Here is a 14,316-nt window from a genome sequence, read left to right on the forward strand (position 1 = left end):
GAACTCCCTCAAGAGCTGGTTCAAAAGCGGCGCCCCAGGCGTCTGGATGAGTGCGGGTGCCGTTTCCATCGCTGTGATCATGACTGTCGGCCTGTTGCTGGTGATTGCGATCAGAGGGCTGGGGCACTTCTGGCCGTCTGACCTGATCGCTGCGCAATACGATGTGCCCAATCAGGAAAACCACGTGCTGGTCGGCGAGTTGGTGCAGTCCGAGTTGGTGCCCCGTGCGCGCTTGAAAGGTGCCGGCCTGCCTGTGCCTGTGCCTGAGCAGGGCGCGGAGTTCATGACTCGCGAGCTGTTCAAAGTCGGTAACCGCGACATAGGGCCCAGCGATTTCACGTGGGTGGTGGGCGAATGGCTGACCGATCAAAGTCGGCCTGCCGAGCTGATGACCCTTGAGCGTCGCGAGTGGGGCAACTTTTACGGTTATCTGGTTAACGTCAAAGAGAGCGGCAAGATCATTGCTGAAGGTCAAGCCGCCTGGCCGACGCTGCAGGCGCGTATCCAGCGTGTCGAAAAAATAGCCGACGAGCTGGACAGTCTTGAGAAGAGCGACATCGGTGCCATCAACCATGGCATCGAGCGTCTGCGCTTGCAGGCTCGCAGGCTTGAACTCAATGGCACCCTCGATGCTGCTGCACAGGCCGATATGGCCAGTGAGCGTGCCGAGTACGACGCGCGTTACAAGGACATCGAGTCTCGGCTCGGCGCGCTGCGCGAGGCCTTCAACCGCGACAGCCTGACCGCCCGCGATGCCAATGGCAAAGAAGTTGAAATCAGCTTGGGCAAGGTCGTTCACGCCTATCAGCCAAACGCGATGGGCACGTTCACCAAGCTCGGTTTCTACTTTCAGAAATTGTGGGAATTCCTCAGCCAGGACCCGCGTGAAGCCAACACCGAAGGCGGGATCTTTCCGGCGATCTTTGGCACGGTGATGATGACCTTGATCATGGCTGTGATCGTCACTCCGTTTGGCGTGCTGGCAGCGGTTTATTTGCGTGAATATGCGCGGCAAGGACCGATTACTCGCCTGATTCGTATCGCCGTGAATAACCTCGCGGGCGTTCCGGCCATCGTGTATGGCGTGTTCGGCTTGGGGTTCTTCGTTTATGTTCTGGGTGGCTCGCTTGATCGGTTGTTCTTCCCTGAAGCGCTGCCGGCACCAACCTTCGGCACGCCGGGCTTGCTCTGGGCCTCTTTGACGCTCGCACTGCTGGCGGTGCCGGTGGTGATCGTGGCCACCGAAGAAGGTCTGGCGCGCATCCCGTTGAGCCTGCGTGAAGGCTCGCTGGCGCTGGGCGCAACCAAGGCCGAGACGCTGTGGAAAATCGTTCTGCCGATGGCCAGCCCGGCAATGATGACTGGGCTGATCCTCGCCGTAGCCCGTGCGGCCGGAGAGGTCGCGCCGTTGATGCTGGTGGGTGTGGTGAAGCTCGCGCCGTCGCTGCCGGTTGATGGCAACTACCCTTACCTGCACCTGGATCAGAAAATCATGCACCTGGGCTTTCACATCTACGACGTCGGCTTCCAGAGCCCGAACGTCGAGGCAGCGCGACCGCTGGTGTACGCCACAGCACTGTTGCTGGTGCTGGTGATCGCTTTGCTCAACCTGTCGGCGGTCACGCTGCGCAATCACTTGCGTGAAAAGTACAAAGCACTGGATATCTGATTAGCAGCAAGCTTTACGCTTGCAGCTACGAACGGAGTGAGACCATGCAACAAGAGCCCCCTACACACGGCATCAATATGTCGGCGCTGGGTCGTAAACGACAAAGCCTGGATCTGGCAAGCGAGCCTGTTGCTCTGGAAGTCCCGGACCTGAACTTGTTCTACAACGACAAACAGGCTTTGTTCGACATCAGCATGAACATCCCCAAGCAGCGCGTGACGTCGTTCATTGGTCCGTCGGGCTGTGGCAAATCCACATTGCTGCGTACGTTCAATCGCATGAACGACCTGGTGGATGGTTGCCGTGTGCAGGGCGCTGTCAACCTGTATGGGCACGATATCTATACCAAGGGCGAAGACGTCGCTGAATTGCGGCGTCGCGTTGGCATGGTGTTCCAGAAACCCAATCCGTTCCCCAAGACTATTTACGAGAACGTGGTCTACGGCTTGCGGATTCAGGGCATCCATAAAAAGCGCGTGCTCGACGAAGCGGTCGAGTGGGCGTTACGCGGCGCGGCATTGTGGGATGAGGTCAAAGATCGCCTTCATGAATCTGCGTTGGGCCTTTCCGGTGGTCAGCAGCAACGTCTGGTGATCGCCCGCACTATCGCCGTCGAGCCCGAAGTGCTGCTGCTGGATGAGCCATGTTCGGCACTTGATCCGATTTCGACCTTGAAAGTCGAAGAACTGATCTACGAACTGAAATCCAAATACACCATTGTGATCGTTACCCACAACATGCAGCAGGCGGCGCGTGTCTCGGATTACACCGCTTTTATGTACATGGGCAAGCTGGTCGAGTTCGGTGACACCGATACGTTGTTCACCAATCCGACCAAGAAACAAACTGAAGACTACATAACCGGTCGTTACGGCTAGCACGTGCTTCGTCAGCCCTGAACCACCGCAGCGGTCTCGCAACTTATCGGACGGACATTGAGCATGATCAAAGACAGCCATACACATCACATCTCCCAGCAGTTCAATGCCGAGCTTGAAGAAGTTCGCAGCCACTTGCTGGAAATGGGCGGCCTGGTGGAAAAGCAGGTCAACGACGCAGTGACCGCACTGATCGACGCTGATTCGGGTTTGGCGCAGCGCGTACGTGAAGTCGATGACCGCATCAACCAGATGGAGCGCAACATTGACGAAGAATGCCTGCGTATCCTGGCTCGTCGTCAACCTGCGGCCTCTGACCTGCGCTTGATCATCAGTATTTCCAAATCGGTGATCGACCTGGAGCGTATTGGCGATGAATCGACCAAGATCGCCCGTCGTGCGATTCAGCTGTGTGAAGAAGGCGAATCGCCGCGCGGTTATGTCGAGGTGCGGCACATCGGCGATCAGGTGCGCAACATGGTGCGTGACGCGCTCGACTCATTTGCCCGCTTCGACGCCGATCTGGCGCTGTCGGTGGCGCAATATGACAAGACCATTGACCGTGAATACAAGACCGCACTGCGTGAGCTGGTCACTTACATGATGGAGGACCCGCGTTCGATCTCCCGCGTACTCAATGTGATCTGGGTCCTGCGTTCGCTGGAGCGTATTGGTGATCACGCGCGCAATATTTCCGAGTTGGTCATTTATCTGGTGCGCGGTACTGACGTTCGTCATCTTGGCCTCAAGCGTATGCAGGAAGAAGTTAAGGGTCGTATTCCCGAAATACCTAATGTTCCAGACGCTACTGACGATAAATAGGATTGCCTGCGAAAAAACGCCCGGCTCATGCCGGGCGTTTTCGTTTTCCGGTTTTCAATCGTCAAGTCGCCCGCGAATAAATGTCCCGGTGTCGTCAAACAGTTCGGCAGTTGGCCAGCGGCCAGCGATATGCTCGTCATTTGCGGTGAGCACGCCATCAGGAGCGTCGATGAGTAAAGTCAGTGTATTGGTGGTGGATGACGCACCGTTCATTCGTGATCTCGTAAAAAAAGGTCTGCGTAATGCATTTCCCGGCATCCATTTGGAGGATGCTGTCAACGGGCGTAAAGCTCAGGTATTGCTGGCCCGCGAAGCGTTCGACCTGGTGCTCTGCGACTGGGAAATGCCAGAAATGTCCGGCCTTGAGTTGCTGACCTGGTGTCGTGAGCAGGATGGCCTGAAAACCATGCCGTTCATCATGGTCACCAGCCGTGGTGACAAGGAAAACGTGATCCAGGCGATCCAGGCGGGCGTCTCGGACTTTATTGGCAAGCCCTTTACCAATGAACAGCTGCTGACCAAGGTCAAAAAAGCGCTGCACAAGGTTGGCAAACTGGATGCGTTGATGAGCAGCGGCCCGGCCCGCATGAACTCTGCGTTTGCCAATGATTCGCTGGGAGCGCTTACCGGCAATCGTCCGCAAGTTATTGCAGCCCCAACGACGGCAGCGCCTTCACCTGCTCAACCTTCGACCAAATCGGCAGCCACTGCGCCGACGACAGCCAAGTCCAAGGGCCGAGGACAAGGGCAGTTGCGTTTGTCGAGCGGCAACCAGTCTTGCGTGATCAAGGCGTTGAGCCTTAAGGAAGCATTGTTGGTTGTGCGGCGCGGCGAAGTTCTGCCGCAGATCCTCGAAACCGCAGTGCTCGACCTAGAGCAAGGCGAGAGCGCCGAGATTGCGCGTTTGAACGGCTATTTGCATGCCATCGTCGCGTTCGAGCACAAACCTGACAGCGACTGGCTGCAACTGACCTTTCGGTTCATCGATCACGATGCGCAGAAGATGGATTACCTGTCTCGCCTGATCGCACGCGGTACGGCGCAGAAGCATTTCACTCCAGGGGCGTAAGCGTCTGGAGTGAGGTCGTCCAGACAGCCGCGCTGTCGCGCACGGTGTGCCGGAGGTTGCGACAGGGTAGGAGTCGGGCTTGTCCCGCGACCGACGGGACCCGTCGTAAAACCTGTGTACGCGGTGTGACTGGCAGGCCGCACGCGCCGGGTTTGCTGCCGCTGCGCGCCAGGTCGCGGGACAAGCCGCGCTCCTGCAACTGATCACCCGCCACATTTGCTGAAAGCTTGACCGGGAACAGAGTATCTACAGCCTCTGAGTTACCTGACGAAACGCATGCCCACGCTGCATAGAATTTGCAATCTCCGCGGTATCAGCCGCTGACGCGATTTCCTTGACGCTTGCTGTATTGCCGATTGATACGGATTAGTCCTCATCGATCGACATCACTGTTAGGCTGGCCTCCATTGGCCCATTACCTAGACGTATTCCGATGTTCGAGCGCTTGCTGATCGTGTGTGCATTGCTGCTGACCGCTCAATCGGCCGGGGCCATTACCATCTACAAATACACCGACGCCAACGGCGTTGTGTCTTTCACCGATCATGCGGTGCCGGGCGCTGCCGTTCTTAAGTTGCGCGAGCCCATGGTTGAACACCTCGACCAGCAAGTGCATCTGAATATCAAAAAAGAGAAGGGCCACGACAGTCTCTACGTGCGTAACGATTTGTATGCGCCGGTTGAAATCGAACTGAAATTGTCCGGCGTGAAAAACGTCCTTGGCGTCGCCGATCAAGTCATTCGCCGGACCGTGCCGGCGCGCAGTAATGAACGCCTGATCGCCCTGAGTCCGAAGCTCGTTGGCAAGGCCATGAGCTACAAACCTAGCCTGCGCTCCATCGTTGGCGACCCGCAGCGCAGTTCGTTGGCCTATCGCTATCCGTTGCCGTGGGTGGGCGGTCCGTTTCGCCTGAGCCAGGGTCCGAACGGTGGATACAGCCACTCCGGCGCCAAGAGCCGCTACGCCATGGACATCGCCATGCCCGAAGGCACGCCGATCATTGCTGCGCGCGGCGGCACCGTGATCAAGACCGAGAACAATCAAACCGGGAAGGGTGCAAACCCCTCAGGCAATTTTGTGCGGGTTTTGCACGATGACGGCACCATGGGCGTGTATCTGCATTTGATGCAGGGCTCGGTGGTGGTCAGGGAAGGTCAGCATATAGCTGTTGGCAGCGCGTTGGGCCGCTCCGGTAATACCGGCAACAGCACAGGGCCGCATCTGCACTTCGTGGTGCAGCGCAACGTCGGGTTGGCGTTAGAATCCATCCCCTACCAGTTCGCCCAGCCGGTACAAAGCCTACCGAACTTTGCGATGGGCGGGAATTGATCTACGGATCACGCTGATCAACTGTAGAACGCGCGAACTTGTCCGCTAAGAGGCTCTCTGACGTTGATATAGGGTTTAGTCACCAAGACCCTTGAGCTAGAACGTTGCATTCAGTTTCAATTAAGTTTGGATCGTTAAGGTGCAACCAGGAATAACCGCCCGGTTGCGTACAAATGGATAGGTTCGCCATGCCAGACACGTCGGTCATCCTTCAGTTAATACGGAAATTTCACTTTAATCCGTCAGAGAGGACGAGACATGAGAGACATGGATAAGCAGCCTTCGGTTGTGTCGGCGGACGCCTTGCCAGCGGCAGAGTCTGCCGAGGTGGCACTTCGGCACATCGTTGATGGCTTCAAGCATTTCCGCCATGACGTCTTCCCACAGCAGGAAGAACTGTTCAAAAAGCTCGCCACGGCTCAGCGACCCCGAGCCATGTTCATCGCCTGTGCCGACTCTCGGATCGTGCCGGAACTCATCACACAGAGCTCACCCGGCGACCTGTTCGTCACACGTAACGTTGGCAACGTGGTGCCACCATATGGCCCCATGAACGGTGGTGTTTCCACGGCAATCGAGTACGCAGTGTTGGCGTTAGGCGTGCATCACATCATCATCTGCGGTCACTCCGATTGCGGCGCCATGCGTGCGGTACTCAATCCGCAGACCCTGGAAAAAATGCCAACGGTCAAAGCCTGGCTGCGTCACGCCGAGGTCGCCCGCACGGTGGTTGAAGACAACTGCAACTGCAACGGCGAAAAAGAAACGATGCACGTGCTGACCGAAGAAAACGTCATCGCTCAGTTACAGCATTTGCGTACACACCCCTCAGTTGCATCGAAGATGGCCAGCGGACAGCTGTTTATTCATGGTTGGGTCTACGACATCGAGACCAGCGAAATAAGAGCCTACGACGCCGAGAAAGACTGTTTCCTCCCGCTCGACGGCGACACGACCCCGATGGCCACCCCGAGGTCTCGGTTTTAGCGATAAAACCAGGGACCTGGCGTGTGAACCTGATTCACCGCTGACGGTTTGATCCTCATTCAGGCTCCAAGCGGCCGCGTCTTTAGCGTGCCGCCGAGCGTTGTCACGTCTGAAGAATTTGCTGGAGAGTCGTCATGGCGATTACACATCTGAAATCCCTCTTGCCACGGGACCTACCACGGGAGCTGATGGCATCGGTGGTGGTGTTTCTTGTCGCCCTGCCGCTGTGCATGGGCATCGCCATTGCTTCGGGCATGCCGCCGGCCAAGGGGTTGATCACAGGGATCATCGGGGGCTTGGTCGTGGGTTGGCTGGCGGGCTCGCCACTTCAGGTCAGTGGCCCCGCAGCTGGCCTTGCCGTGTTGGTGTTCGAAGTGGTGCGTGAGCATGGCATGGCCATGTTGGGGCCCATTTTGTTGCTGGCCGGGCTGCTGCAAGTGTTGGCTGGGCGCTTCAAGCTCGGCTGTTGGTTCCGGGTCACAGCGCCTGCCGTGGTCTACGGCATGCTGGCCGGGATTGGCGTGTTGATTGTGCTGTCGCAGGTGCATGTGATGTTCGACAGCGGCCCCAAACCGTCCGGGCTGGGTAACCTGCTGGGCTTCCCTGAAACGCTGTTCAATGCCATCGGCCCAGGCACCGGTATGCAGGCTGGGTTGCTTGGGTTGGGAACGATTGCTGTGATGTGGCTGTGGGAAAAGTATCGTCCACACGCGCTCCGTTTCGTGCCGGGTGCCCTCTTGGGTGTTGGCGTTGCGACGCTGGTGAGTCTGCTAATGAGCCTGCAGGTCAAGCGCGTCGAGGTTCCGGCCAATTTGGCTGAAGCCATCGACTGGCTGCGTCCGGCTGATCTGATGAATCTTGCGGATCCGGCGATTCTGATCGCTGCCATTGCAGTGGCGTTCATCGCCAGTGCCGAAACGTTGTTGTCGGCCGCTGCTGTGGATCGCATGCATGACGGGCAGCGTTCGGACTTTGACAAGGAGTTGAGCGCACAAGGCGTCGGCAACATGCTCTGCGGGCTGCTCGGGGCACTGCCAATGACCGGCGTGATCGTGCGCAGCTCGGCCAACGTTCAAGCGGGTGCCAAGACGCGGTTGTCAGCCATCTTCCATGGCATTTGGTTGCTGGCCTTTGTGCTGTTGCTGTCGAGCGTATTGCAGAGCATCCCAGTGGCGAGTTTGGCGGGCGTGTTGGTGTACACCGGTTTGAAACTGGTGGATCTCAAAGCGTTTCGTGGCTTGGGCCGCTATGGCCGCATGCCAATGTTCATATATGCGGCGACGGCCAGCGCGATCATTTTCACTGATCTGCTGACCGGGGTGCTGGTGGGCTTTGCGCTGACGCTGGTGAAGCTGGCGCTCAATGCTTCCCGGTTGAAAATCAATCTGGTGGATCTGCCAACCGAAGGCGAAATGGAGCTGCGTCTGAACGGTTCGGCGACGTTTCTCAAAGTACCGGCGCTGACTCAAGCGCTGAGCGCTGTGCCGCCAGGTACCACGTTGCACGTGCCGCTGAGCAACCTGAGTTACATCGACCATTCCTGCCTGGAGTTACTGGAAGAGTGGGGTCGCGCCAATGCAACGCTAGGTTCACGTTTGATCGTAGAGCAGCGGCTGTTGAAGCGGCGGGTGGAAGGCCGAATGCGTACGACAGTGGGTATTGGCGCGGGTAGATAACCTGTGTTACTTGCCTGCAGGACTTTTATTGATAATGGCTGCAGGCAAAGCTCTTAGCGGATCAATTTGTCTTTGAGGTCCATGATTCTGTCATAGGCGTCATCAATGCGGCTTTGGGCGATGGTGCCGTTCTCGACATTGCGCTTTACGATGTCGATGGCGCTTTTGACGTAGTCTCGGTCATAAGTTGCCCCCAGATTATTCGAGTAAATCAACAGGTCAGTACCAGCGTTAACGGCATTGACGAGAATCTGTTCTGTACTCCAATGATTGGCCAGCGCCTTCATACCCAGGTCGTCGCTTATGGCCACACCTTTGAATCCAAGCTCGTCTTTTAATAAGTCGGAAATAAAGGACTTTGACATGGACGCTGGGTAAATTGGATCAACATTACGATTAAACACATGGGCGATCATAACCGTATCGCTATAGCCGTTGGCGATTAATGTCCTGAACGGAGACAGCTCATGTTCTTTATACGTATCTGTTATATCCACAAACCCAAGATGACTGTCGCCGATCGAGCTTCCGTGCCCAGGGAAATGTTTGATCGAGGAAATAATGCCGGAGTCACGTGCGGCTGTCATATAGATATTGGCGCAGTCGGCGACCACTGCCGGATCGGCAGAGAATGAACGCTCCTTGCCCGCAATAATAGGGTTTAGCGGGTTAACATTGACGTCCACAACCGGCGCGAAGTTAAAATTGAAACCCGAGTCCACAAGCATTGTGGATATCGTTTTTGCCTCCCGATACTGGCAGGATGCACTGAGCTGTGCCAGCGCTTGATGGGACGGGGTAGCGGGGAAACCGTTGTCGGGGTTGAGCCTTGCGACGTTGCCGCCTTCTTGATCGACGCTGATAAAAGGCAGCATTGGGCTGACTGACTTTATATCGCTGATAAGTGTATTTACCTGCTGCGGGTTATGTATGTTTGACTCTTTTTCACCGAACGCCTTGTTAAAAAGGATCACACCGCCAACATTGTAATCAACCAAGTAACTGCGCAGTTCGTCACTCATTGCGCCGCCCGAGAAACCAACGATGAACATTTGGCCTATTTTGTATTCCAGTGGGGTGTCCATGCAGGCTTCAAACATATTTCTATCCTTTGCGTAGTGTCATTTGTTTTGCACATGACGTGCGCACATCCTTACTGCGAACACCATAGAGACTCTATCGCATGCTGTCATCGGGTCGTTAGTCGGATGCGTGTAGGAAGTGTATTTTTTTTGAGTAGTCTTTAAAGTTGCTTACCATCCCTTCTGTAGAATCCAAGACGTTAAGGTGCTTACTATAATGACAAGTTGTTGCGTCAAGCGATAAAGCGCGTCCGCGACGCGCTTTAATCTTTAAGCACCCCCGGGACTTCTTACGCCGGACAGCATTAACCCGTGATTATTTGCCAGGTATTTAGTTACTCTGGTGTGCGCTCGATCTCAAGCCCCACGCCCAGCTCTCGCGACAGGCTCGGCCAGCGCTTCCATGCCGCTTCTGTGTCTGGGCTGCTCAGGCGCTCGCGATATGCTTCGACCGCTTCCAGCGAGAAGCTGTCTTCGTTGAGCAACTCATCAACGGCATGATGCACAGCCTCATCCAGCTGGTTGGCAAATGCCTCACCGATCAGTTGATGGGCGATCACACTGGCAACGGTGGTGTTGGCCGGGATCAGCGGTTGACCAAAATGCATGATGTACAGGTCATTCACTTCCTCGACCAGCCGGTGGGCCAGATAGGCCTCGTCCAGCAGGCTGTCGAGCCCTTCATGGCCGTCCAGGATGGCGGGCGGTGCGGTGAAGAAGTGTTCGGCAATTTTCAGGACAGGCTTGATCTGTTCTACGATGCCTGCCTCTTGCGCTACTTGGTGCGCTGCGTCGAGTAAGTCGGGCACCTGGTCGATGTAGGCAGTCACGAAGCGGGTCAAAACACCTCGTGGGTCGACCTCAGGAAGATGAATAGCCGGGTGCAAATGGGGAAGTTGTAACTCGAGTTGGCGCAATAACTGGCCAGTAGCGGCCTCGTGTTCCTGTGCTCGTTTGATCTGCTCGCGCAAAGCGGCGGTGTTCATGAATGCTCCTGAAGGCAATAAATCGGGTCGTAATTATAGGCGGAAGTCATACGTTAGCCTGCTTATCAATTCTCTTAAGACGCAATTGTCATAACAAGTTCATGGTTATGTGGATCGGCTATTAAAAAGCCGTTCTTGCCCCTTACGTCTGGTTTTCCTCAGTATTTTCGCGTGCGTATAGCGCGCTTGGCGGGTTTCTTCACGCCGTTGCGCACCTTGGGGTGGTGTCTATACTCGGTTCTGTGTGAAGTAGCCTGATGTATCGGACTGCAACTGCAGGCATGGCCCCGGTCCTCAAGTAACGTGTCTTGACCACCGCTCCCTGGCCCGCAAGTGACTGCCGGCAAATAAGAAGAATAAGAGGGGAACCCGCAATGATGCGACATCCACAAGTCTGGATGGGCCTCCTGTTGTGGTCGATATTCGATCAGGCGCATGCCGCCTGGACGACGAATATGGCCCCTGGGGCGACCGAGGTGAGCCACGAGGTGTTCGATCTGCACATGACCATTTTCTGGATCTGTGTGGTGATTGGGATCATCGTGTTCGGTGCGATGTTTTGGTCGATGATCGTTCATCGCCGTTCTACCGGGCAGGTCGCTGCCAAGTTTCACGAAAGCACCACAGTCGAGATCCTATGGACGGTCGTGCCGCTGCTGATTCTCATCGTCATGGCGATTCCCGCCACCAAAACCCTCATCAGAATGTACGACAACACTGAGTCCGGTCTGGACATCCAGATCACCGGCTATCAGTGGAAATGGCATTACAAGTACCTGGGCCAGGACGTCGAATTTTTCAGCAACCTTGCAACGCCCGCCGAGCAGATCCACAACAAAGAGGCCAAAGGCGAACACTATTTGCTGGAAGTCGATCAGCCGTTGGTGGTCCCGGTTGGGGTGAAAATTCGATTTCTAGTGACCGCTGCTGACGTCATCCACTCGTGGTGGGTGCCAGCCTTTGCGGTCAAGCGCGACGCCATTCCTGGGTTCGTCAACGAAGCCTGGACCCGCATCGAAAAGCCTGGCATCTATCGCGGCCAATGCACCGAGCTGTGCGGCAAAGACCACGGTTTCATGCCAATCGTGGTCGAGGCCAAATCCCAGGCCGACTACGACACTTGGCTTGCCGGTCGCAAAGAAGAGGCCGCCAAGCTCAAGGAGCTGACCAGCAAGGAGTGGACACTCGATGAGTTAGTGGCGCGTGGTGACAAGGTGTATCACACCACGTGCGTGGCCTGTCACCAGGCCGAAGGGCAGGGCTTGCCGCCGATGTTCCCCGCGCTCAAAGGCTCAAAAGTTACGACCGGCACCAAAGAAGATCACCTCAATGTTGTGTTCCACGGACGTGCGGGCACTGCGATGGCCGCGTTTGGCAAACAGCTGTCGGAAGTTGATATCGCCGCCGTCGTGACTTACGAGCGCAATGCCTGGGGCAACAACAAGGGCGACATGGTCACGCCAAAAGACGTGCTGGCGCTCAAGCAGGCGGATGCGAAATGAATGGGTCCAACCACGCTCGCAATCGCTGTAGGCGCTGCCGGAGGCTGCGATGCAATTCTATTGATACCCAGACATCGCAGCCTTCGGCAGCTCCAAGATCGCATGCCGACTCAGAAGAGATGAACATCCGTCACGGTTTCGCAGGAGACAGGACATGAGTGCAGTGATCGATGACCATGGCCACGCGGGCGTTGAGCATGCGCATGGTCCGGCCAAAGGCCTGATGCGCTGGGTATTGACCACCAACCATAAAGACATCGGCACGCTGTACCTGTGGTTCAGCTTCTGCATGTTCCTGTTGGGCGGTTCATTCGCCATGGTGATCCGCGCCGAGTTGTTCCAGCCGGGGCTGCAAATCGTCGAGCCTGCGTTCTTTAATCAGATGACCACCATGCACGGGCTGGTGATGGTGTTCGGTGCGGTGATGCCGGCTTTCGTCGGCCTGGCGAACTGGATGATCCCGCTGATGATCGGCGCGCCGGACATGGCCCTGCCGCGCATGAACAATTTCAGTTTCTGGCTCCTGCCAGCGGCGTTTCTGTTGCTGGTGTCGACACTGTTCTCCCCCGGTGGCGGTCCCAACTTCGGCTGGACCTTCTACGCCCCGCTGTCCACCACCTATGCGCCGCAAAGCGTGACCTTCTTCATTTTCGCCATTCACTTGATGGGGATCAGCTCGATCATGGGGGCGATCAACGTCATCGCAACCATCCTCAACCTTCGCGCTCCCGGCATGACCTTGATGAAAATGCCGTTGTTCGTCTGGACCTGGTTGATCACCGCCTTCTTGCTGATCGCGGTCATGCCGGTGTTGGCCGGTTGCGTGACCATGATGCTGATGGACATCCATTTCGGCACCAGCTTTTTCAATGCTGCGGGTGGCGGTGATCCGGTGCTGTTCCAGCATGTGTTCTGGTTCTTCGGGCACCCGGAGGTGTACATCATGATCTTGCCGGCATTCGGCGCGGTCAGTTCGATCATCCCGGCGTTCTCGCGTAAACCGCTGTTTGGCTACACGTCGATGGTCTACGCCACGGCGAGCATCGCGTTTCTGTCGTTTATCGTCTGGGTGCATCACATGTTTGTGGTCGGCATCCCGTTGGTGGGCGAATTGTTCTTCATGTACGCGACGATGCTGATCGCCGTGCCCACGGGGGTGAAGGTATTCAACTGGGTCAGCACCATGTGGCAGGGTGAGCTGACGTTCGAGACGCCGATGCTGTTCGCCGTGGCGTTCGTGATTCTGTTCACCATTGGTGGCTTTTCCGGGCTGATGCTGGCCATAGCACCAGCGGACTTCCAGTATCAGGACACCTATTTTGTGGTCGCGCATTTCCACTACGTGTTGGTGCCGGGTGCGATTTTTGGCATTTTCGCGTCCGCCTATTACTGGTTGCCGAAATGGACTGGTCACATGTACGACGAAACCCTGGGCAAGTTGCATTTCTGGCTGTCTTTCATCGGCATGAACATGGCGTTCTTTCCGATGCACTTCGTAGGGCTGGCAGGGATGCCGCGTCGGGTGCCGGATTACAACCTGCAGTTCGCCGACTTCAACATGGTCTCCTCGATTGGTGCGTTCACCTTTGGGGCGACGCAAATCTTCTTCCTGTTCATCGTGATCAAGACCATTCGTGGTGGCCCGCCTGCGCCCGCCAAACCCTGGGATGGCGCCGACGGCCTGGAATGGACCGTGCCCTCGCCTGCGCCGTACCACACCTTCGTCACGCCACCGGAGGTGAAATGAACAGCCCGAACCGGCCTGTGGTCATCCGCCTATTGATTCTGGTGGTGGCGATGTTCGTCTTCGGTTTCGCGCTGGTGCCGCTGTACGACGTGATGTGCAAGGCGCTGGGCATCAACGGCAAGACTGGCGACCAATACCGGCAAACCCAGATCATCGATCAAAGCCGGCAGGTGCGCGTGCAATTTTTGTCCACCAACTCGGCGGACATGGTTTGGGGTTTTTACCCCAAGGCCGAGGAATTGAATGTGCATCCCGGCGCGGTCAACGAAATGCTGTTTGTGGCGCAAAACCCAACCGACAAACCAATGACCGCCCAAGCCGTGCCGAGCATCTCGCCGAGTACTGCGGCGGTGTACTTCCACAAGACCGAATGCTTCTGCTTCACCCAGCAAATGCTGCAACCGGGCGAACGCATCGAAATGCCGGTGCGCTTCATCGTTGATCGCGACCTGCCCATAGACGTGAAACACCTGACGCTCGCTTACACGCTGTTCGACATCACCGCTCGCATGCCGCCGGTAGCGCACATCGCTAAAAATGGTGGCTAGGCCCGCGAAGGAGAACCAGA

General features: G+C 56.6%; 12 protein-coding genes. 10 read left to right on the forward strand and 2 right to left on the reverse strand.

The window, feature by feature from the left end; all coding sequences use genetic code 11:
- Positions 1–46: 46 nt before the first annotated feature.
- From pstA to VGC62_RS14925, 7 genes are all read left to right on the forward strand, one after another.
- Positions 47–1,669 carry a phosphate ABC transporter permease PstA gene (gene pstA, locus VGC62_RS14895; RefSeq protein WP_331187960.1) on the forward strand — a complete coding sequence of 541 codons (1,623 nt, stop codon included), beginning with the start codon at positions 47–49 and terminating at the stop codon, positions 1,667–1,669.
- 44 nt (positions 1,670–1,713) lie between these two features.
- On the forward strand, positions 1,714–2,547 hold the full coding sequence (gene pstB / locus VGC62_RS14900) for a phosphate ABC transporter ATP-binding protein PstB (RefSeq protein WP_331187850.1): 834 nt from the start codon (positions 1,714–1,716) through the stop codon (positions 2,545–2,547).
- A gap of 63 nt (positions 2,548–2,610) precedes the next feature.
- Positions 2,611–3,369, forward strand: a complete 759-nt coding sequence (gene phoU, locus VGC62_RS14905) for a phosphate signaling complex protein PhoU (RefSeq protein WP_331187851.1) — start codon at positions 2,611–2,613, stop codon at positions 3,367–3,369.
- 169 nt (positions 3,370–3,538) lie between these two features.
- A complete protein-coding gene (locus tag VGC62_RS14910; RefSeq protein ID WP_331187852.1) occupies positions 3,539–4,438 on the forward strand; it encodes a response regulator in 900 nt (299 codons plus the stop codon).
- Between the two features lie 433 nt (positions 4,439–4,871).
- Positions 4,872–5,768, forward strand: a complete 897-nt coding sequence (locus tag VGC62_RS14915; RefSeq protein ID WP_331187853.1) for a M23 family metallopeptidase — start codon at positions 4,872–4,874, stop codon at positions 5,766–5,768.
- A 258-nt stretch (positions 5,769–6,026) separates the two neighbouring features.
- The gene (locus VGC62_RS14920; protein ID WP_331187854.1) at positions 6,027–6,755 is read left to right on the forward strand and encodes a carbonic anhydrase; all 729 of its coding nucleotides are present in this window, start codon (positions 6,027–6,029) and stop codon (positions 6,753–6,755) included.
- Positions 6,756–6,889: 134 nt separating this feature from the next.
- Complete coding sequence (locus tag VGC62_RS14925) at positions 6,890–8,431, forward strand: SulP family inorganic anion transporter (protein ID WP_331187855.1); 1,542 nt, start codon at positions 6,890–6,892, stop codon at positions 8,429–8,431.
- Between the two features lie 53 nt (positions 8,432–8,484).
- On the opposite strand, the gene VGC62_RS14930 is transcribed toward VGC62_RS14925, so the two are convergent.
- On the reverse strand, positions 8,485–9,531 hold the full coding sequence (locus VGC62_RS14930) for a glycoside hydrolase family 3 N-terminal domain-containing protein (protein ID WP_331187856.1): 1,047 nt from the start codon (positions 9,529–9,531) through the stop codon (positions 8,485–8,487).
- Between the two features lie 317 nt (positions 9,532–9,848).
- On the reverse strand, positions 9,849–10,499 hold the full coding sequence (locus VGC62_RS14935; RefSeq protein ID WP_331187857.1) for a hypothetical protein: 651 nt from the start codon (positions 10,497–10,499) through the stop codon (positions 9,849–9,851).
- Between the two features lie 374 nt (positions 10,500–10,873).
- Between VGC62_RS14935 and coxB the strand changes: the two genes are divergently transcribed.
- The 3 genes from coxB (at position 10,874) to VGC62_RS14950 (ending at position 14,296) form a co-directional block, all read left to right on the forward strand.
- The gene (gene coxB / locus VGC62_RS14940) at positions 10,874–12,001 is read left to right on the forward strand and encodes a cytochrome c oxidase subunit II (protein ID WP_331187858.1); all 1,128 of its coding nucleotides are present in this window, start codon (positions 10,874–10,876) and stop codon (positions 11,999–12,001) included.
- Between the two features lie 154 nt (positions 12,002–12,155).
- Entirely contained in the window at positions 12,156–13,748 is a 1,593-nt protein-coding gene (gene ctaD, locus VGC62_RS14945; RefSeq protein ID WP_331187859.1) for a cytochrome c oxidase subunit I, read from the forward strand.
- The gene (locus VGC62_RS14950) at positions 13,745–14,296 is read left to right on the forward strand and encodes a cytochrome c oxidase assembly protein (protein ID WP_331187860.1); all 552 of its coding nucleotides are present in this window, start codon (positions 13,745–13,747) and stop codon (positions 14,294–14,296) included. Before ctaD ends, VGC62_RS14950 begins: the two co-directional genes overlap by 4 nt.
- Positions 14,297–14,316 lie beyond the last annotated feature (20 nt).

This window comes from Pseudomonas sp. (assembly GCF_036404235.1).
Taxonomy (GTDB): Bacteria; Pseudomonadota; Gammaproteobacteria; order Pseudomonadales; family Pseudomonadaceae; genus Aquipseudomonas.